General features: G+C 65.7%; 18 protein-coding genes. 8 read left to right on the plus strand and 10 right to left on the minus strand.

Translation table 11 applies throughout. The features are described from left to right. Positions 1-114 precede the first annotated feature (114 nt). Genes dapF through argH form a run of 4 tightly spaced genes read right to left on the minus strand, consistent with a single transcriptional unit; the run spans position 115 to position 3,885 of the window. Entirely contained in the window at positions 115-948 is an 834-nt protein-coding gene (gene dapF, locus NFG58_RS00745; RefSeq protein WP_045993942.1) for a diaminopimelate epimerase, read from the minus strand. Further along, on the minus strand, positions 948-2,255 hold the full coding sequence (gene lysA, locus NFG58_RS00750; protein WP_045993943.1) for a diaminopimelate decarboxylase: 1,308 nt from the start codon (positions 2,253-2,255) through the stop codon (positions 948-950). The genes dapF and lysA overlap by 1 nt, the downstream gene beginning before the upstream one ends. Positions 2,256-2,257: 2 nt before the next feature. Beyond that, on the minus strand, positions 2,258-2,473 hold the full coding sequence (locus tag NFG58_RS00755; protein ID WP_253028959.1) for a lipoprotein: 216 nt from the start codon (positions 2,471-2,473) through the stop codon (positions 2,258-2,260). Continuing rightward, positions 2,470-3,885: an argininosuccinate lyase gene (gene argH / locus NFG58_RS00760; RefSeq protein ID WP_348827403.1), complete on the minus strand. Its 1,416-nt coding sequence runs from the start codon at positions 3,883-3,885 to the stop codon at positions 2,470-2,472. The genes NFG58_RS00755 and argH overlap by 4 nt, the downstream gene beginning before the upstream one ends. A gap of 321 nt (positions 3,886-4,206) precedes the next feature. Here argH and hemC point away from each other — a divergent pair, with 321 nt between their 5' ends. From hemC to NFG58_RS00780, 4 genes are read left to right on the plus strand one after another with little or no spacing between them, the layout of a single operon-like run. Next, entirely contained in the window at positions 4,207-5,148 is a 942-nt protein-coding gene (gene hemC, locus NFG58_RS00765; protein ID WP_108131862.1) for a hydroxymethylbilane synthase, read from the plus strand. Further along, positions 5,148-5,912, plus strand: a complete 765-nt coding sequence (locus NFG58_RS00770) for a uroporphyrinogen-III synthase (RefSeq protein ID WP_348827404.1) — start codon at positions 5,148-5,150, stop codon at positions 5,910-5,912. The genes hemC and NFG58_RS00770 overlap by 1 nt, the downstream gene beginning before the upstream one ends. 25 nt (positions 5,913-5,937) lie before the next feature. Further along, positions 5,938-7,536 (plus strand): uroporphyrinogen-III C-methyltransferase, encoded by a 1,599-nt coding sequence (locus NFG58_RS00775; RefSeq protein WP_348827405.1) that lies wholly within the window; start codon positions 5,938-5,940, stop codon positions 7,534-7,536. Then, the gene (locus NFG58_RS00780; protein WP_045993949.1) at positions 7,533-8,759 is read left to right on the plus strand and encodes a heme biosynthesis HemY N-terminal domain-containing protein; all 1,227 of its coding nucleotides are present in this window, start codon (positions 7,533-7,535) and stop codon (positions 8,757-8,759) included. Before NFG58_RS00775 ends, NFG58_RS00780 begins: the two co-directional genes overlap by 4 nt. A gap of 303 nt (positions 8,760-9,062) precedes the next feature. Here NFG58_RS00780 and ybiO read toward each other — a convergent pair whose 3' ends face one another. Further along, positions 9,063-11,438, minus strand: coding sequence for a mechanosensitive channel protein (ybiO, locus tag NFG58_RS00785; protein ID WP_045993124.1), 2,376 nt, complete (start codon positions 11,436-11,438; stop codon positions 9,063-9,065). A 422-nt stretch (positions 11,439-11,860) separates the two neighbouring features. Between ybiO and NFG58_RS00790 the strand changes: the two genes are divergently transcribed. Then, complete coding sequence (locus NFG58_RS00790; protein WP_124805054.1) at positions 11,861-12,229, plus strand: CrcB family protein; 369 nt, start codon at positions 11,861-11,863, stop codon at positions 12,227-12,229. A 22-nt stretch (positions 12,230-12,251) separates the two neighbouring features. Then, positions 12,252-12,671, plus strand: coding sequence for a CrcB family protein (locus NFG58_RS00795; protein ID WP_108131859.1), 420 nt, complete (start codon positions 12,252-12,254; stop codon positions 12,669-12,671). Between the two features lie 290 nt (positions 12,672-12,961). Here NFG58_RS00795 and pgi read toward each other — a convergent pair whose 3' ends face one another. Both pgi and NFG58_RS00805 read right to left on the minus strand, forming a co-directional pair. After that, positions 12,962-14,632: a glucose-6-phosphate isomerase gene (gene pgi, locus NFG58_RS00800; RefSeq protein WP_045993127.1), complete on the minus strand. Its 1,671-nt coding sequence runs from the start codon at positions 14,630-14,632 to the stop codon at positions 12,962-12,964. 20 nt (positions 14,633-14,652) lie between these two features. Further along, positions 14,653-15,129 carry a methylglyoxal synthase gene (locus tag NFG58_RS00805; protein WP_045993128.1) on the minus strand — a complete coding sequence of 159 codons (477 nt, stop codon included), beginning with the start codon at positions 15,127-15,129 and terminating at the stop codon, positions 14,653-14,655. Between the two features lie 360 nt (positions 15,130-15,489). On the opposite strand from NFG58_RS00805, the gene gap reads away from it, so the two are divergent. Beyond that, positions 15,490-16,491, plus strand: a complete 1,002-nt coding sequence (gene gap / locus NFG58_RS00810; RefSeq protein WP_045993129.1) for a type I glyceraldehyde-3-phosphate dehydrogenase — start codon at positions 15,490-15,492, stop codon at positions 16,489-16,491. Positions 16,492-16,625: 134 nt separating this feature from the next. After that, on the plus strand, positions 16,626-17,369 hold the full coding sequence (locus tag NFG58_RS00815) for a sulfite exporter TauE/SafE family protein (protein WP_045993130.1): 744 nt from the start codon (positions 16,626-16,628) through the stop codon (positions 17,367-17,369). A 161-nt stretch (positions 17,370-17,530) separates the two neighbouring features. On the opposite strand, the gene NFG58_RS00820 is transcribed toward NFG58_RS00815, so the two are convergent. The 3 genes from NFG58_RS00820 to NFG58_RS00830 are packed head-to-tail and all read right to left on the minus strand — an operon-like array spanning position 17,531 to position 20,110. Continuing rightward, positions 17,531-18,745 (minus strand): extracellular solute-binding protein, encoded by a 1,215-nt coding sequence (locus tag NFG58_RS00820; RefSeq protein ID WP_348827406.1) that lies wholly within the window; start codon positions 18,743-18,745, stop codon positions 17,531-17,533. After that, positions 18,738-19,778, minus strand: coding sequence for a GTP-binding protein (locus NFG58_RS00825; protein WP_108449500.1), 1,041 nt, complete (start codon positions 19,776-19,778; stop codon positions 18,738-18,740). The genes NFG58_RS00820 and NFG58_RS00825 overlap by 8 nt, the downstream gene beginning before the upstream one ends. Positions 19,779-19,807: 29 nt before the next feature. Next, positions 19,808-20,110: a hypothetical protein gene (locus NFG58_RS00830; RefSeq protein WP_348827407.1), complete on the minus strand. Its 303-nt coding sequence runs from the start codon at positions 20,108-20,110 to the stop codon at positions 19,808-19,810. Positions 20,111-20,123 lie beyond the last annotated feature (13 nt).

Here is a 20,123-nt window from a genome sequence, read left to right on the forward strand (position 1 = left end):
CGCGTCTTCCTGTTGGAGTTCAATGTCTAGGCTGGATCGATTTTCCGGGAAAGCGAGGGACCGATACCTTGCTGGCAGCTTAGCCCAGTCCCGTCGAGTCCTGTGCGCCTGGGGTCAACGCAGCGGAATTCGTCCATCGAACACCCGCTCGGCGGGGCCGGTCATGATCAAGGGGCGCTCGCCACCTTCCCAGCGGATCGTCAGGCTGCCGCCGGGCAGGTGGACGGTCACCGGGCTTTCGAGCAGGCCCTGGCGAATGCCGCAGGCCACCGCAGCGCAGGCGCCGGTACCACAGGCCAGGGTCTCGCCGCTGCCGCGCTCGAACACCCGCAGGCGAATCTCGTGGCTGGAGACCACCTGCATGAAGCCCACGTTGACCCGCTTGGGAAAGCGCGGGTGGTGTTCGACCAGCGGTCCCAGGCGCTCCACCGGCGCCTGGTCGACGCTGTCCACCTTGATCACCGCGTGGGGGTTGCCCATGGAGGCGACGGCGATCTCGAGGGTCTCGCCGTCGACCTCGAGGGTGTGACGCAGGCGGTCCTCGTCGGCCTCGAAGGGCAGGCTCGGCGGGGCGAAGCGCGGGGCACCCATGTCGACGCTGACCTGCTCGTCGTCATGCACGTCCAGCACCAGCGGGCCGCCGGCGGTCTCGACCCGGATCTGGCGCTTGTGGGTCAGCCGCTTGTCGCGTACGAAGCGGGCAAAGCAGCGCGCACCATTGCCGCAATTCTCGACCTCGCTGCCGTCGGCGTTGTAGATCCGGTAGCGAAAGTCCATGTCCGGGTCCCGCGGCGGTTCCACCACCAGTAGCTGATCGAAACCGATGCCGAAGCGCCGGTCGGCCAGACGGCGGATTTCCTCGGCCTCGATGCGGGCCCGCTGGGTGACCAGATCGACCACCATGAAGTCGTTGCCCAGGCCATGCATCTTGGTGAAGTGCAGAAGCATCAGCGCGGTGCTCCTGACGTCGATCCCGATGCCGATCCCGGTTGCGATTCGCCGGGCAGCGACTCACCGGCCCAGAGGTCCTCGAGGGTCTCGCGTCGGCGAACCACCTGATAGCTGTCGCCGTCCACCAGTACCTCCGCCGGACGCGGGCGGCTGTTGTAGTTGGAGGCCATCACGAAGCCGTAGGCGCCGGCCGAGCGCACCGCCAGCAGGTCGCCCGGCGCCACCGCCAGTTGGCGCTCCTTGCCGAGGAAGTCGCCGGTCTCGCACACCGGGCCGACCACGTCATAGACGTCGCTTGCGCGGTCCAGGCGAGTGTCGACTTCGATGATCGCCTGCCAGGCCTGGTACAGCGAGGGCCGAATCAGGTCGTTCATGGCCGCGTCGACGATGGCGAAGTTCTTGGTTTCGCCGGGCTTCACGTAGGTCAGCCGGGTCAGCATGACGCCGGCGTTGGCGGCGATCGAGCGGCCCGGCTCGAACAGCAGCGTCAGGCGCTCTCCGCCGTCCCAGCGCGACAGGCGCTCGAGCAGCTTCGAGGCGTAGTCGAACGGGGCCGGCGGCGTCTCGTCCCTGTAGGGCACGCCGAGGCCGCCGCCCAGGTCGAGGTGCGAGACCTCGATGTTCTCCTCGCGCAGGCGGTCGAGCAGCACCAGCAGACGCTCCAGGGCGTCGAGGAAGGGAGCGATCTCGGTGAGCTGCGAGCCGATATGGCAGTCGAGTCCGGTGACCTTGAGGTGCGGCAGTTCGGCGGCCAGGCGGTAGACCTCCAGCGCCTCATCCACCGGGATACCGAACTTGTTGTCCTTGAGCCCGGTGGAGATATACGGATGGGTGCCCGCGTCGACGTCGGGATTGACCCGCAATGACACCGGCGCCACCTTGCCCAGGCGGCCTGCCACTTCATTGAGCACTTCAAGCTCTGGGCGCGACTCCACGTTGAAGCACTTGATGCCGACCTCGAGCGCGCGCGCCATCTCGTCGGGGCGCTTGGCGACGCCGGAGAACACCACCTTGGCCGGGTCACCACCGGCGGCCAGTACCCGCTCGAGCTCGCCCCGGGAAACGATGTCGAAACCGGCACCCTGGCGCGCCAGTACGTTGAGCACCGCCAGGTTGCTGTTGGCCTTGACCGCGTAGCAGATCAGATGCGGGTGGCTACCCAGCGCCTCGCGGTAGGCCTGGAAGTGACGCTCCAGGGTGGCACGTGAATAGACGTAGCAGGGGGTGCCCACCGCCTCGGCGATGCGGGCCAGAGGCACTTCTTCGGCGTACAGCTCGCCGTCTCGGTAGTTGAAGTGATCCATGCTCAGCTCTCGTCCTCGGTCGCGCTCTGGTCGCTTTCCTGGCTGTCCTCTTCGCCCTGTTCGTCCTCGACGGTTTCGCGGGGGCCGTAGCGCTCCGCCGCTTCTTCGTCACCGGGCAGGTACAGGGGGCCTTTCTGGCCGCAGCCCGCCAGGGCCATCAGGGCCAGCAGCAGGGCCGGCAACAGGGCGGGTCGCAGCACCTTGACGAGGCGGTTCATTGGGCGCCTCCCTGGCCGGTCGCAAGGGTCTTGAGGGCCTCACGGGCGCGCTGGGCAGCGGCGCGCACCTGGTCGGGGGCGGTGCCACCGATATGGTTGCGGGCGGCCACCGAGCCTTCCAGGGTCAGCACCTCGAACACGTCCTCGCCGATGACGTCGGAGAACTGGCGCAGTTCGTCGAGGCTCATGTCCGACAGATCCTTGCCGCTCTCGATGCCGTAGGCCACGGACTGACCGACGATTTCATGGGCGTCACGGAAGGCCACGCCCGTGCGTACCAGATAGTCGGCAAGGTCGGTGGCGGTGGAGAAGCCCTTGCGAGCGGCCTCGCGCATGGAATCGCCCTTGGAGACGATGGCCGGGACCATGTCGGCGAAGGCGCGCAGGCACCCCTTGACGGTATCCAGGGTGTCGAGCAGCGGTTCCTTGTCTTCCTGGTTGTCCTTGTTGTAGGCCAGCGGCTGCGACTTCATCAGCGTCAGCAGGCCCATCAGGTGACCGTAGACGCGGCCGGTCTTGCCGCGTACCAGCTCGGGCACGTCCGGGTTCTTCTTCTGCGGCATGATCGAGGAGCCGGTGCAGAAGCGGTCGGGCAGGTCGATGAAGTCGAACTGGGCGCTGGTCCACAGCACCAGCTCCTCGCTCATCCGCGACAGGTGCATAAGCAGCAGGCTCGCGAAGGCGGTGAACTCGATCGCGAAGTCCCGATCGCTGACCGCGTCGAGGCTGTTCTCGGCGGGGCGCTCGAAGCCGAGCAGCTCGGCGGTCAGGTGACGATCGATGGGGTAGGTGGTGCCGGCCAGGGCGGCGGCGCCCAGCGGCAGCACGTTGACCCGCTTGCGGCAGTCCAGCAGGCGTTCATGGTCGCGGGCCAGCATCTCCTGCCAGGCCAGCAGGTGGTGGCCGAAGGTCACCGGTTGAGCGGTCTGCAGGTGGGTGAAGCCCGGCATGATGGTGTCGGCCTCGCCCTCGGCCAGCTCGATCAGCCCGGCACGCAGCCGCGCCAGCTCGCTGGCGACCAGGTCGATCTCCTCGCGCAGGTAGAGGCGAATATCGGTGGCCACCTGGTCGTTGCGCGAGCGCCCGGTGTGCAGCTTCTTGCCGGTGATGCCGATCTTCTGGGTCAGCCGTGCCTCGATGTTCATGTGCACGTCTTCCAGCGCCACCGACCACTCGAAACGCCCTTCGGCGATCTCCGTCTCGATCTCCTTGAGCCCGGTCAGGATGGCGTCACGTTCCTCTTCGCTCAGCACGCCAACCTGGGCGAGCATGGTGGCATGCGCGATGGAGCCCTGGATGTCATGGCGGGCCAGGCGCTGGTCGAAATCGACCGAGGCGGTGAAACGAGCGACGAAGGCGTCGGTGGGTTCGCTGAAGCGGCCGCCCCAGGACTGGTTGGTGGTCTGGCTCATTGAATGGACTTCCTGAATGACGATGCGATGGCGACGTGATCGGTGGCCGGCGCCGAGGGCGCTGACGGAGCCGGCAGCCGTTGTCGTTGGTATGCCCAAAGTGTACCAGAGTCGGCCCTTGAGGCGAGGGTGCAGCGGGCCGGCAAGGACGGTGCGGCATCAGCCCCTGAAACGAGGGTGGCAGCAGGCGCTTCTGGCAGGCGCGGCAACGGGTCCCGTCGCCGTCGATTTTACTGACGGAGACCGTGCTTTATGATGACGTCATTCATTTAACATGGCGGACGCGGCGATTTGGTCGCAAGCCCGACCAGGGAGAGCAACGTGCAACAGATGTCCAGGCTGCGTATCGCGACGCGCAAGAGCCAGTTGGCCCTATGGCAGGCCGAACATGTTCGCGATCGCCTGATGGCGATTCACCCCGGGCTCGAGGTCGAGCTGGTACCGATGTCGACCCGCGGCGACAAGATTCTCGACACGCCCTTGGCCAAGGTTGGCGGCAAGGGGCTGTTCGTCAAGGAACTCGAGGAGGCGATGCTCGACGGCCGCGCCGATATCGCGGTGCACTCCATGAAGGATGTGCCGATGCAGTTTCCCGAGAGCCTGGGGCTTTCGGTGATCCTGGAAGGCGCCGAGCCCACCGATGCCTTCGTCTCCAATGACTATGCTCGCTTCGAGGACCTGCCCGAGGGCGCCCGTCTGGGCACCTCCAGCCTGCGCCGCGGATTGCAGATGCGCGAGGCCCGCCCTGACCTCGAGGTCATCAGCCTGCGTGGCAATGTCCAGACTCGCCTGGCCAAGCTCGACGCTGGCGAATTCGACGCCATCCTGCTGGCTACCTCCGGGCTCAAGCGGCTGGGGCTGGGTGAACGTATCGCCCAGGAGCTGCCGCCGGAGATCTGCCTGCCGGCCTGTGGTCAGGGCGCGCTTGGCATCGAATGCCGCATGCACGACACCGAGCTGGTGTCGCTGCTGGCACCGCTCGACGATATCGAGACGGCGACCAGAGTGCGTGCCGAACGGGCCATGAATACACGTCTGGAAGGCGGCTGCCAGGTGCCCATCGGTGGGCACGCCATCTATCAGGACGATGGCAGAACCCTGTGGTTGAGAGCCCTTGTCGGCACGCCCGACGGTTCCCGCGTGCTGCGTGCCGAGGGGCGTGGTTCGGTGGACGAACCCGAGGCGCTGGGGATCCGCGTCGCCGAGCAGCTGCTCGAGCAGGGCGCCGGGGATATCCTGGCCGAGGTCTACGGGCCGCGTTGATGGGCACTCCGGTACTGATCACCCGGCCCGGCGAACGCGCCCAGGCGCTGGCCGAGGCCATCGAAAGCAAGGGGCTCAGCACCGAGCGGCTCGAGGTGATGCGGCAGGAAACAGTGCCAGAGACGGCAGATGTGCGCTCGGCCTGGCTCGACATCGACCACTTTCATAAGGTGGTAGTCATCAGTCCCGCCGCCGCCGAGCGGTTGGTCGAGGCGCTGGATCGCTACTGGCCACAGCTGCCCCAGGGGCTTGAACTGTACGCCGTCGGGCAGGCCACGGCGATGGTCTTGCACCAGGCGCTGGGGCTAAAGGTGAGGGTGCCTGCCCCCGCCGCCGGAGAAGAGACCAGCGAGGCCTTGCTGGCGCTGGCCTCGCTGCAGCGCCTGGAGCACCAGCGAGTGCTGCTGGTGGCGGGCGAAGGTGGCCGCCCGCTGCTGGGCGACACCCTGGGGCAGAGGGGCGCGCGTGTCACGCGTCTCGAGGTGTATCGGCGCCGCCTGATCACTCCCGATGCCGGGGCCAGAACATGGCTCGAACAAGGGGGCTATCAGGCGTTGGTGGTCAGTAGCGGAGAAATCCTTGAACATCTGGCAAGATGGTGTTCAGAGGCCGCCTTTCAACAACCGCTTGTCGTATCCAGCCAGCGGTTGGCTACACTGGCGAAAACGCTGGGATTTCGCATCCCGGTCGTGGCGTCTGGCGCGTCTCCTGCGGCGCTGGCGGCCGCGGTGGCAAGGACCTGCGACCCAGAGGATGGCGAATGAAGATCTCTAAAAGGGCTAGCGACAGATGAGCAACCAACAGCACGATCAGGACGAGCAGCAGACCCCGTCCGCTTCCGGCCAGCAGGGCACAGGAAGCGCGACCTCAGGCACGGACGCCTCGAAGGGCGGCGCGGGCAAGGGGGGCTCCCAGCGGCGGTCGCGGCGTCGCGACAAGAGTGGCAGCAGCTCGACCGGATCCACCTCGTCCAGTGCCAGCGCGGCATCCTCCACACCCGCTGCGGCGACGGGCGGCTCATCGCCTGCCGGCGCCACGGCGTCGAGCGCAGGCACCGCCAAGGCCACGCCGAGTGACGCCGCTCCGGTTGCAGCGAAGGGCGCCGCCGGGGACAGTGCCAGCAAGCCAAGTGCCAGCAAGCCCAGCGACAGCAAGCCCAGCGCTAGCAAGCCCGACAACAGCGGCAAGGCCAGTGCCGGAAAACCCGGCGATGGCAAGTCCAGTGACACCAAGGCCAGTGGCGCCAAAGCTAGTGACAACAAGCCCAGCCCAGCGGCAGGCAAGGGTGGTAACGGTGGGGCTTCTGCCGGCGGTGCCGCGACTTCGTCTTCCGGTGGCTCTGGTAGCAGCTCTGGTGGCGGCAAGGCCGGCGTCGTGGCCCTGGTGCTGGTGCTGATCCTGATCGCCGGTGTGGCCTTTGTCGGCTGGAAGGGCTGGCAGCTGCAGCAGGCCATGTCCGCGCGCATCGACCAGCTCAAGCAGAACAGCCCCAGCGTGGCCGAGGTCCAGGAGCTGTCGTCCCAGCTGGAAAGCGGCCTTGCCGAGCGTCGCGAGACCATGGGCCAGGCGGTGGACGGCATCAAGAGCGACTTCGACGCCTACAAGTCCGACGTCAACCAGACCCTGGATCGGGTACTGGCCGAGCTGTCCAAGGAACAGAACGCCGACGAGCGTGACTGGCTGCACGCCGAGGCCGCCTACCTGCTGCGTCTGGCCAATCAGCGCCTGCAGCTCGAGCGTGATGTCGAAGGTGCTGCGGCGCTGCTGCGCACCGCCGACGCTCGCCTGGAAGAGGCCAACAATCCGGCACTGGTCCCGGTACGCCGCGCCATCGCCGAGGAGCTTGCCGCCCTGCAGACGGTGTCCAAGGTTGACCGGACTGGCCTCTACCTGGCCCTGAACGCCCAGCAGGAGCAGATCGCCGGCCTGCCGCTGGCCCAGGACATCGAGCAGTTCACCGCCGATACCACCATCGAGGAGGCTCCTTCCGGTGCCTGGCAGGAGCAGCTGGCACGGGTCGGTGAAGAGCTCAAGGAGCTGGTGACGGTACGCCACCACGACCAGGCGCTGGAAGCCCTGATCACCCCGGAGCAGGAGTCGTACCTGCGCCAGAGCCTGCGTCTGGTGCTGGAGCAGTCCCAGCTGGCCCTGCTCAAGGAAGAGACCGGCCTGTACGAGGCCAGCCTCGACAAGGCCATCACCCTGCTCGAAGGCTACTACGACGTCGACGACGAGTCGGTGCAGTCGGTGATCGCTCGTCTGGGCGAGCTCAAGGGCAAGTCCATCCGCCCGGAGCTTCCCGATATCAGCGCTTCCCAGCAGGCGCTGGCCCGGTTCATCGAGCAGCGCTTCGAAGCGGGCGCTTCCGGCCAGGGAGATAACGCATGAGAAAGCTGATCCTGCTCATTGTCGTTGGCCTCGCGCTCGGGGCGCTGTTCGGTCAGCTGATGATGTCGGTGCCCGGCTACTGGCTGGTGCGGGTGGGCGACACCTCCTTCCAGACTTCGTTCTGGTTTGGCCTGGTGATCCTGCTGGCCCTGTTCATGGTGCTGCACTTTGCCCTGCGCGTGCTGTTCCGCCTGAGCCGTCCGGTCAGCCGCTTCAAGGTGTGGAACTCGCGGGCACGCAATCGCACCGCGATGAAGCGCACCGTGCGCGGCCTGGTGGCATTGGCCGAAGGTCGCTGGAAGCGCGCCGAGAAGGCCCTGGTCAAGGCTGCCGATGACTCCAGCACCCCGCTGGTCAACTACCTGTCTGCCGCCCTGGCGGCCCACTACCAGGGCCGCTATGATCAGGCCGACACCCTGCTCAAGCGGGCCCACATCTCCACCGACGGCGCCGATCCCGCGGTAGGCATGATGCAGGCCCAGCTGATGCTGGACCGCCAGCAGTACGAGGAAGCGCTGGCGATCCTGACCCGCCTGGACCGTCATCTGCCTCGCCATCCCCAGGTGCTCAAGCAGCTCAAGGCCGCCTATATCAGCGTCAGCGACTGGGACGGCCTGCGTCGCCTGCTGCCGCGTCTGGCCGACCAGCAGCTGATCGCCCGGGAAGAGCGTGAACAGCTCGAGCTGCAAGCCTACCGCGAGCTGATCCTGCAGGAGACGCGCAATCCCGAGGATATCGAGCGGGTGCGCAACCTGTGGTCCGACATGCCCGAGTACCTGCGCACCAACATCGACCTGCTGGTGCTCTACGTCGAGACGCTGGTGCGCTGCGACGAACAGGTGATCGCCGAGAAACTGCTGCGCCACTCGCTCAAGACCAACTGGGACAGCCGTCTGGTGCTGCGCTATGGCCTGCTTGGGGTGGACGCTTCACGTCAGCTTGTGACCGCCGAGAAGTGGCTGCAGGAGCGGCCCAATGATCCCGACCTGCTGTTGACCCTGGGTCGCCTGGCGCTGCGCAACGCCTACTGGGGCAAGGCCCAGGAGTACTTCGAGGCGAGCCAGCGTCAACGTCCCAGCGGAGTGGTCTGTGCCGAGCTGGCGCGGCTCTACGCCAACCTGGGCGAGCACAACAAGAGCCAGCTCTACTATCGCCAGAGCGTCGAGCTGCTCGACAAGTCGCTGCCCTCGTTGCCGCAGCCGAGCGACGCTCAGCAGGCCTGAGCCAGGCGTTCGACCTACAAAGCAGTACCCACAAACGCCACGGGCGGGGCTTCGGCCCCGCCCGTGGCGTTTGTGGTCCTGGAGGATGGGTCTCGTGCGCCGCGCCAGCCAAGGGGGTGGCGGCGTGGCGTCACCATGCTGAAGGCGAGTACAGGCCCGGCTCGCGGCGTGCAGCTGCCGCCACGCCTGTGTCGTCAGAGCTGTGGCGCCAGAGCGTGGCGTCAGGGCTCGGCACCCTGGCGATTCGATCAATAAAAAGGGGCGGCCCGTAGGCCGCCCCAGAAGCGTTGCAGGTAAGGTCTGTCAGTTGCCGTCGGGGTCGTAGTCGCCCCTGAACTTGGCGTTGGTCTCGGCATCCTCGCGGGTCTCGTGCTCGCGGGGGGAGTCGATACTGCCATCCTCGCCGGGCAGCGGTGCGGTATCCCTGGCTTCGCCGGTCGCCACCACATCCTTCTCGACCAGGCGCAGGTTGGCGGCGGGCGCCTGGCCCTGCTTGTCTTCGCCAAAGAAGATCGTGGTGTGCGGGAAGGGGATCTCGATGCCCGCCTCGTCCAGATGCAGCTTGACCAGACGATTGTAGGCACGGCCCACCGCCCACTGGTTGCCGGGGGTGGTCTTGATGCGCACCCGGATGTTGACCGAGCTGTCGGCCAGGGCGATGACACCGGCCACCTCGAGGGGTTCGAGGATCTCGGACTTGAGGTCCTCGTCGGAGGACAGTTCGTCGAAGGCGTTGCGCAGGGCGACGATCGCCTCGTCCACGTTCTCGCGGTAGGCGACGCCGTATTCGCCCACATGGTAGCCGAAGCCACGCATGTAGTTGGAGACCACATCGACGCTGGAGAACGGCACCAGATGGTAGGTGCCGTGCAGGTCACGGATACCCACCGAGCGGATGCTGAGCTTCTCGGCGGTGCCGGTGATGCCGCCCAGGGTCACCACGTCGCCGGTATTCATGGCGTTTTCCACCTGGATGAAGATACCGGTGATGATGTCCTGCACCAGCTTCTGGGCGCCGAAACCGATGGCCAGACCGAGCACACCGGCACCGGCGATCAGCGGTCCGATGTTGATGCCGATTTCCGACAGCACGATCATCGCCGTCATGGTGACGATGGCGATGGCCAGCGCATTGCGGAACAGCGACAGCAGCGTCTGGGCCCGAGCCGAGGGCATGCCGCGGCCGGTGGTCGGATTCAGCTTGTGTTCGATCAGGCTGGCAAGGCCGATCCAGACCGCCGCGGCGACGATCAGGATGATGGCCACGTTGATCACCTGGCTGACCAGCACGCGACCCGCTTCGGAGGCGTACCAGGTGGCCATGTCGAACACGCCCCAGGCGTTGAGCAGGGCCATGGCGGCGACGATCAGGATCAGCACGTTGAAGGCGCGCAGCATCGTCGGGACATAGGAGTTGAGGCGTGCCTCGAGCAACGGCAGCTTCTTGCGCAGCTCACCGGACAGGGTGATGCGACGACCGATGGCCTGGGCCAGCAGGCGCGACACCAGCATGGCAGCCAGCACGATACCGAGGGTCTTGAGGGTCGCGATCAGCACGAACGGCAGGGCGTCCTCGGGGCGTGTCAGGGTCAGCACCAGCACCACGGTGAAGTAGGTGATCGCCAGCAGATGCCAGATGCGGCCGAGCAGGCGCAGCGCGACACGGGAGGCCGACAGGCTGGACCTGACAGCGGCATCGAACAGCCCATCGCGCAGGCGGCTGCGATTGATCAGCACCACGGTGATGGCGTACAGGTAGGCGCCGATCATGATCAGGGCGCCGATGCCCTCACCGACACGGTAAGACAGGTAGGTGTTGATCAACGGGACCACCACCATCAGGCCGTAGCCGGTAAGGCCAATCAGCCGGGCGATCCAACGGTTCCAGTAGGACGCGCTGGGCGCGGTGATGGGCAAGAGACGCAGGCCCTCGTAGCGTGAGGCGAACAGCATGCGCACCGCCGCCTTCAACAGCTCGATGACCAGGAAGGCATTGAGGAACAGCGACGCCCGGGTCGACAGGCTGCCCGTCTCACCGATGGCGAAGGTAGCGGCCAGGTTGCCGCCGACGTAGGCAAGTCCCACCACGGCGGCGTCCACGATCACCGCCAGCACCACGCACAGCACCAGGCGGATGGTGGGGTTGAGGTTCTGACCGTTCTGCGAATATTGGCTCAACCGCGTGAACAGTGGCCTGACCAGGCGCCTGATGATCACGAACAGCACAAAGGTCGCCAGAATCACCAGGCCGAGGTTGATCGCCGCCTGGGTGAACAGATCGAAGTTGAGTTCGCCTTCGGTCAGGGCGCCGTCGATCATGCCACCGAAGATGGCGGCGAGATTCTCGAACTGATTGCCGAACTCGCTGACCACTCGGCTGGTCATGTCCGCCAGTTGCTTGGGCAGGGTGGCCTCGGCGGCGCTGTCGACGGCCTGTTCACCGGCGGCCTGGGCCTGTTCGGGGGCGTTTTCCGCCATCTGTCGCAGTTGCTCGATCAGCTGGCTGCGGGCCTGTTCGTTTTCCAGCAGGTCGGCCAGGGTCGAGTAGGCCGGACCGTCACTGGAGGAACCGCCAGAGCCGCTGGCGTCACCGCCCTGCTGGGCGATGGCAGGTCCCGCGAGCAGCACGAGCGCGAGCATCAGCACGCTGAAGAGTCGAGAGCAGAGTCGTGATCGCATCACGCAAACCTTCTCCTTTGGTGGGTGGGCCCGTCGGGGCAGAGGGGCGTCCTTGGACGAATCTGTCGCAGGCTAACATGCCCGTTTGCCGCTTGTACGCAATCAAGGATGTACAAAAGTTGTACGGATTGCCAATTCTGTGCCATATTGATCGTGAACGCATCCCATGCGCTTCATCCCTGCTAGGCAAGCACAACTTCGCCGCCCCCTCGGGCGGCGTTTTTTTTAGATTTTCAGCACCTTCAGCGTCTTTGATTTCCCGCCTTCCGAGGCTCGGCATTGTCTGTGCCTTGTCGCTTTATGGGCCATCTGCGATCAGCCCGTTTCGCCACGCCGAGGGCGAGGTCCAGCGGTATTGCCACCGGTCACGACATCGCCCAGGTATTTGCATACCATGGCGGTTTTGGCCGAGGCGATTGGTGATGGAGTGGTGGACGCTGGCAGCGGTAGCGCTGGGGGGCGCCGCAGGAGGCATGGGGCGACTGTTCGTCAGTCGTCGGGCAGCGGCCGCCTGGGGAGTGCGCTTCCCCTGGGGGACCCTGATCGTCAATCTGCTGGGGGCCTTAGTGATCGGCCTGCTGGCCAGTCGCCTGGTGGCAGGTTCGACTGCAGCACTCATGCTGCTGAGCGGGGTGATGGGCGGCTTCACCACGGTGTCCTCCTTCAGTCTGCAGACTCTGGACCTGATGCGCGAAGGTCGTCATGCAGCGGCCGCGCTCAACGTCTCGTTGACCCTGCTGGCCGGCCTGGCCGCCGTGGTGGCGGGACTTGCCCTCGGGGGTGGCCTGTGAGGTGTCGGCAGAGGGGAGAAGCATGAGTCAGGCAACAAGCGTCTGGCGGCTCTATCTGGCGGTGGGCCTTGGCAGCGCCCTGGGATCGGTGTGTCGCCTCTTGACCGGCGTCGCGGTCTCGGGCCTGGTGGCGTCGTCCTTTCCCTGGGCGACCCTGCTGGTCAACGTGCTGGGATCCTGGTTGATTGCCCGCTTTGCTACCCATGCGGCCCTGAGCGATAGCCCTCGGCTGGCGAGCCTTCATCCGCTTGTCGTGGCGGGCTTCTGTGGAGGTTTCACCACCTTTTCGCTGTTCAGCCTCGAAGCGGCCCGCCTGGCCACCGGCGGCAGCCCCTGGCTGGCGCTGGCCTATGTGGTGCTGAGCGTGCCGCTATGGCTGGCGGCGGCCTGGGCCGGTGACGTCAGCGCACGGCGGGCCCTGGTCAGAGGCTCGTCCGAGTAGCCCAGACGCTCGTCAGAGTAGCCCCGGCGGTCGTTTAAGTAGCCCAGGCCTCGTCTCGGCAAGCCAGGCGCTCACACCAGGCGCAATCCCGCGATTCCGGCCCCCCGCGAGAGGGCCAGACCAGCGCGAGCCAAAACAGCGCGAGCCAGACCTAGGCGGGCCACCCTGGAGCGCAGACTCCGGGGTGGCCCGTTGGTCATTCTCGATCTTTTCTTGCCCGTCGCTGGGTGCCCGCCATGGCGGGCCCGTGCCGAGCACTCGATGCTCGGCACCTTCCGCCTCCGCCCTGCTTACTTGGCCTTGGCGTCCTTGCCGGCGGGCTTGGCGGTCTTCTTCGCTGCCTTTTCGGCGGCCTTTTCCACGCTCTTGCCGGGCGCCTGGAAGTGCTCCCGCACCAGGCCCAGCAGTCCCTGGGTCGAGGCGTCGAAGTCCTGGCTGCGCTCGTCGATCTTCTCGCTGATCTCGCCGGCGATGCGCTTGCCCAGCTGGACACCCCACTGATCGAAGGAGTTGATGTTCCAGATCACCCCCTGGACGAACACCTTGTGCTCGTAGAGCGCGATCAGCGCGCCCAGGTTGCGCGGTGTCAGTTCGTCGAGCAACAGCACGCTGGAGGGGCGGTTGCCGGGGCAGCTGTAGGGGTCGAGGTCACCGCCCTTGCTGCTGCCTTCCATAAAGGCGTTGGCCTGGGCCAGCATGTTGGTGAGCAGGGCGAAGTGGTGGTCCTCGACGCCGGGCTCGGGCTTCAGCGAGGCGATGAAGTCGATGGGCACGTAGCGGGTGCCCTGGTGCAACAGCTGGAAGAAGGCGTGCTGGCCGTTGGAGCCGGTCTGCCCCCACACGATGGGGCCGGTCTTGTAGTCTACCGGGCGACCGAAGATGTCGACCGACTTGCCATTGGACTCCATGTCGAGCTGCTGCAGGAAGGCCGGCAGCTGATGCAGGGCCTGGTCGTAGGGCACGATGGCCTGGGTCTCGGCACCGACGAAGTTGATGTACCAGATACCGATCAGCGCCATCAGCACCGGCATGTTCTCGCCGAGCGGGGCGTTCTGGAAGTGCTGGTCCATCTCGTAGGCGCCTTCGAGCATCTCGATGAAGCCTTCATAGCCGATCGCCAGGGCGATGGGCAGGCCGATCGAGGACCACATCGAATAGCGACCGCCGACCCAGGCCCAGAATTCGAACACGTTCTCCTCGCGGATGCCGAACTCCATGGCGGCCTTGCGGTTGGTCGAGGCGGCGATGAAGTGAGCGCCGATGTCGGCGTCATCGCCGGCGTTCTCGACGAACCAGCGCCGTGCGGTGCGGGCGTTGAGCAGCGTCTCCTGGGTGGAAAAGGTCTTGGTCGAGACGATGAACAGGGTGGTGGCCGGGTCGAGGCGGCTCAGCACCTTCTGGATATGCGCGCCGTCCACGTTGGAGACGAAGTGGAAGTTCAGGTCCGCCTGGCGGTACTTGAGCAGGGCGCGGCTGGCCATGTTGGGGCCGAGGTCGGAGCCACCGATGCCGATGTTGACCACGTCGCGAATACGCTCGCCGCTGTAGCCCTTCCAGTTGCCACTGCGGACCTCTTCGGAGAAGCGCTTGATCTGCTCGCGAGTGGCGTGGATCTCCGGCATCACGTCCTTGCCATCGGCGATGACCGGGCTGTCACCCAGGTTGCGCAGCGCCGTGTGCAGCACCGGCCGGTCCTCGGTGACGTTGATGATGTCGCCGGAGAACATCTGGGCGCGACGCTGGACCAGCGCCGAGTGTTCGGCCAGCTCGACCAGCTTCTCCAGCACCGCGTCGGAGATCTGGTGTTTGGAGTAGTCCAGAAAAAGCCCGCCCACGCGCAGGCTCATCTTGTCGAACCGCTTCGGATCCTTGGCAAAGTAGTCGCGAATCCGGTCGTCGGCGGTCTCGTCGCGAAGCTTCAACAGCGACTGCCAGGTCACGCTTCGGGTCAGCTGGAACACGGGAGAATCCTCGATATTGGTCAGTTGTTATCGCTGCGAGAGGAAATCCAGGCGTTGGCATCCGGGATCTGCATCTCGTAGTCCTGGCCGAGCCAGGGCGAGCTCATCATGAAGTCGGCGCTGGAGGGGTTGCAGGCCACCGGCACGTTCCACAGGGCGGCCAGGCGCAGCAGCGCCTTGACGTCCGGGTCGTGGGGCTGGGGGGCGAAGGGGTCCCAGAAGAAGATCAGCAGGTCGAGTCGTTGCTCGGTGATGCGAGCACCGATCTGCTGGTCGCCTCCCAGCGGACCGCTCATCAGGCCTTCCACCTCCAGCCCCAGGGTGCGGCTGAGCCGCGCGGCAGTGGTGCCGGTGCCGAGCAGCTGGTGAGCGATCAGGGTGTCCTTCCAGCGGGAGGCCCACTCCATCAGTTCCTGCTTCTTGCCGTCGTGGGCGACCAGGGCGATGCGCTTGCGAGCCGGCAGAATGCGGCTGACTTCCTTGACGGGTTGGGGCATGGGGCCTCCGGGATAAAGGCGTGGTGAATGGTGTCACCGGGATGAGGGATACCTTAGAGCGTTGAAGGTAATATTACTACGGCTTGGCGATGCGACTAAGGTCTAGCGCGGGCCTTCATAGAGAAGGCGCGGGCAGTAAGTTGTCGAAATTTCGTGCTTATTAGAGTGTCCTTCATCAATGTTTTTGGAGAAATGTTGTAAGTTTAACAAAATAGTGCTTGAGTCCCGGCGCTGTCTGTACCACATTGGTGCCCACTGACGACGTCCTTGCGGGGGATTTGCATCTTTAGTGAATCCGCCTACCGTCGACTCACCAGCTTTCACGCAAGAACGCTTTCGCCGCTCAGGGGGATATTCGCTATGACGCTCAAGGTTGCCATCAACGGTTTCGGACGTATCGGTCGCAACGTGCTGCGCGCACTGTACGAGAACGGCTACCGGGACCGGATTGAGGTCGTTGCCATCAACGATCTCGGTGATCCTTCGCTCAACGCCCACCTGCTGCGCCATGACACCGCTCACGGTCACTTTCCCTTCAAGGTAGAACATGACGAGGAGAGTCTGAGCGTCGATGGCGACCGTATCGCTATTCTGTCCGAGCGTGACCCGGCCAGCCTGCCCTGGGCGAAGCTCGGCGTAGACATCGTGATGGAGTGCACGGGCCTGTTCACCACGCGCGCCGACGCCGGCAAGCACGTCGAGGCCGGTGCCGCCAAGGTGCTGGTCTCCGCGCCTAGCCCTGACGGCGACGCCACCATCGTGTTCGGCGTCAACGACGGCGTGCTCAAGGCCAGCGATACCATCGTCTCCAACGGTTCCTGCACCACCAACTGCCTGGCGCCGGTGGCCAAGGCGCTCAACGATGCCGTCGGTATCGAGAATGGCCTGATGACCACGGTCCATGCCTACACCAACGACCAGAACCTGTCTGACGTGTACCACAAGGACCCGTACCGCGCGCGTAGCGCCACCCACTCCATGATCCCGACCAAGACCGGCGCTGCCGCTGCCGTGGGCAAGGTGCTGCCGGAGCTCAACGGCAAGCTGGATGGCCTGGCCGTGCGCGTGCCGGTGATCAACGTCTCGCTGGTGGATCTGGTGTTCAACGCCTCGCGCGACACCACCAAGGAAGAGATCAACGAGATCGTGGCCAAGGCGGCGGAGAATTCTCCGGTGCTCAACGTCAACGCCCAGCCGCTGGTGTCCATCGACTTCAACCACGATCCGGCCTCCTCGACCTTCGACGCCAACCACACCCGCGTCAACGGTCGCCTGGTCAAGGTCATGGCCTGGTACGACAACGAGTGGGGCTTCTCCAACCGTATGCTGGATACCGCCCTGGCCATGCAGGCCGCCAAGTAAGCCAATAGCCCCCGCCCGCTGCCATCGGCGGGCTAGGTGTGGCACTCTGATGGTCGGGGCGATTCGCCGCCCTCATCATTGGTACAGACGCCGAAGCAGTCACTGCTTCGGCGTCTTTGCGCGCAAGGAATGCCATGCTGCCCGAATACTCCTGGCTCGCCTGGGGCCTGATCATCCTCTCCACCTACCTGACCGGCATCTCCAAGGGCGGCTTCGCCGGGGGCTTCGGTACCCTGTCGGTGCCGCTGATGGCGCTTGCGATCGATCCCATCGCCGCCGCTGGCCTGTTATTGCCCTTGCTGCTGGTGATGGACGTTCTGGCGGTCAAGGCCTGGTGGGGGCATCAGGACATGGCCGAGGTGAAGCGATTGATCCCCGGTATGGCGATCGGCGTGGTGGTGGCTACCCTGGTGGCGGGCAGCCTCGACGAGGACCACGTCAGGCTGCTGCTGGGGGTGATCTCGCTGTTGTTTGTCGCCTACATGATCGTGAAGCCGGCGGCCTCCAGGCCGATCGCCTCTTTCTGGGCCTGGCCCGCGGGCATCGCCACCGGTATCACCAGCTTTATTGCCCACGCCGGCGCCCCGCCGATGAACCTATACCTGGTGCCCAGGCGCCTGCCCAAGACCACCTTCATCGCCACCACCACCCTGGTGTTCGCCGCGGTCAATACCATGAAGCTGCCGCCTTACCTGTGGCTTGGCGAGATCAACCTGACCAGTATCTGGGCGTCGCTGGCGCTGGTGCCGGTGGCCTGGTTCGGCATCAGGTCTGGCCTGTGGCTGCAGCACCGGGTCAACGAGCGGCTGTTCTACCGGCTGGTGATACTGGCCATGGCGGTGGTCGGGGTGCAGTTGATCATCAAGGCGCTCGCCTAGGGCTCGCCTGAAAAGTGCCTGCGCTCGGTAATACGGCGTTAAAAATCGGATCAAAATGCTCATTTACACCCTGTAAACTGCGCTTTCTCACCGATTTTTGCCTTGTCTAACCTTCGCTCGTCGACTTTTCGGACAGAGCCGAGCGACGGGCTGTAGCGGGCTCACGCCGACATGAAGTCGTTCCAGCGCCGCACCAGGTAGTTGTGCTCGTCCATCACCGTGTTCCACACCGCGATGCGGCTCATGCGCGTCATGTAGTCGCCGCCGTCGCGTACCTCACCCTTGTGGATCATGCCGCAGGGGCCTGACGGTCCGGCGAGTTCTTCCGCCGCGGGCTTGCCGGCGTACCAGTAGTCCCATTCCGCCGCAGACAGGTGAGGGCGGGTCAATTCCGGGGTCGAGATGTAGTAGCCCTGTCGTGCCATGACGGCGCCGGGCCAGCCCGAGATCCACCAGTTGAGATACTCGTAGGCGGCGTCCAGGCTGCGGCCTTCGATGCTGCGTGACAGCGACATGCCGCCATACCAGGCGCGATAGCCTTCCCTCGGTGCCGCCATGCGCACCTTGAGCTGGCGCTGCTTGAGGTCGGTCATCGCCGGTGACCACAGGCTCTCGATGCCGACGCGACCGCGCAGCATGTCCGAAGAGGCCTGGTCCTGGTTGCTCCAGAAGGTGCGGAAGTGCTGAGCCCGCTTGAGCTCGATCAGGCAATCGATCAGGCAGTCGATCTCGGCGACGCTCAGGTTGCCCAGGTCCTCGAACTGCACCAGGCCAGCGGCCTTGGCGGCCAGGGCCGCGTCGATGGCGCCGATGGCGCTGTCGTTCTGCAGGCTGACCATGCCGCGCCAGCGCGGGTCCAAAAGCCAGCCCCAGCTTTCCTGCTCGCTGTCGAGGCCGTGGGGCAGCATGTCCAGGCGGTATCCGAAGCTGTCCACGTTGTGGCTGACCGGCAGCATGGTGATGCGCTCGCTGGGACGGGCGCCACAGCTGCCGTCGGCCTGGATATAGAGCCGGTCGACCGGATTACCGCCGGCACCGAGCGGCGCGTGGGGCGTCAGTTGGCCGGTCTTCGGCAAGTCGTTGATCGCATCCCAATGGTGGATGCGTGAAAGCTCGATGGGCTGGATGGCCCCGGCCGGCCACACGAAATCGACGTTGTGAAACCACTGGTCGTAGATGTCGAAGCTGTCCGGTGCCAGCACTCCCGCACGCTGTGCCGCCACCCCGTCCATGACGGTGAATTCCAGGCGCAGGCCCAGGTCCTCGCGAGCGCGCTGGCGAATGCTCTCCAGCAGTGTCACCGAGGTGCCCAGTACCCGCAGGGTGACCGGACTGCGCTGGACAAAGGGGGCGCTGGGCTTGGCGGTGTCAGGCATGCAGGATCCTTGGGCTGGGATGGTCGCTGACCTTGTCCATGAAGGTCGCAAGCGATTGTGTCACGCGCTCGGCGTCGATGTCCCGAGTGATGAAGATCAGCTCCGAGCGGCGGTCGTCCGAAGGCCAGGCCTCCACGTGCTCCGGCGGGTGGATGGTGTGCTGGACACCGTGGAGTACCACCGGTCGATCGTCGCCCTGGACGTGGAGCACGCCCTTGACCCTGAGGATATCGCTGCCATGGCGGTTGAGCAGCATCGACAGCCAGATGCCGAGGCAGGTCCAGTCGACCTCGCCCTCGAGGCCGAGGCGGAAGGAGCGAATGTCGCCGAGATGGTCCGGATCATGCTGAGGCGGCTTGCGCCAGGGGCCGAGCCAGGACTTCACCTGGCCGGGGGTGAAACGCTGCAGGTGCGGTCCGCTGGCGAACAGCTCATCACTGGGCTGGCGTAGCGCCTCGGCGCCCAGCCGTTGGGCCGCCGGGTTGATCGTATCCAGCATGGCCTCGAGCCCTGCCAGGGTGTCTTCCTCGACCAGGTCGGCCTTGCTGATCACCAGCTTGTCGGCCACCGCCACCTGGGCCTCCCAGACGGGGTGCTGGGCGCGACTGTCGACGGCGTTGAGCGCGTCGACCAGGGTCAGGTTGGTGCCGGGGCGCAGGTGGTGGCGCAGTACCGGGTCGGCGGTGATGGTCGAGGCGATCGGGCCCGGATCGGCGAGTCCGGTGGTCTCCAGCACGATGCGCTTGAACGCCGGGATCTCGCCGTCCTGGCGTCGGGACAGCAGGCGTCTGAGCGCCTCTGACAGTTCGCCGCGGATGGTGCAGCAGACGCAGCCGCTGGACAGCAGCACGGCATCCTCGGCGATCTCGCCGAGCAGGCGGTCGTCGAGACCGACGTCGCCGAACTCATTGATCAGTACCGCACTGTCGCCGAAGGCTTCGCTGGCCAGCACCGACTTGAGCAGGGTGGTCTTGCCGGCGCCCAGAAAGCCCGAGATCACGTGCACCGGCACCAGCGGTGTCGTCTCGTTCATGGTGGTGTCCTCGTCGTGGTGGTCTGGGGTCATTGCAGCGAGGCCAGGAAGGCGGGATCGAGCGGGTCGAGTTCATGACCGCCCATGCGTTCTGCCTGCAGCCATACGCCGCCCAGATCCTGCACGATCTCGCGCTTGCCGGTGGCGGTGGCGAGCACGAAGCTCGCTGCCTGGAAGTCCTCGATGGTGATCCGGCGGGGGCTCAGCACGCGATTGATCAGGGTGACCCGGTAGGCGCGGGCGCGCCTGCGCGCGTAGTGGGCCTGCTCGGGGTCCTCGATGTTGGTGCTCCAGTGGCTTTCGCCGCCGAGTGCGCCGCACAGTCCGCACATGCCAACCTCCGAT

This window comes from Halomonas sp. RT37 (assembly GCF_040070525.1).
GTDB classification, from domain to species: domain Bacteria; phylum Pseudomonadota; class Gammaproteobacteria; order Pseudomonadales; family Halomonadaceae; genus Halomonas; species Halomonas litopenaei.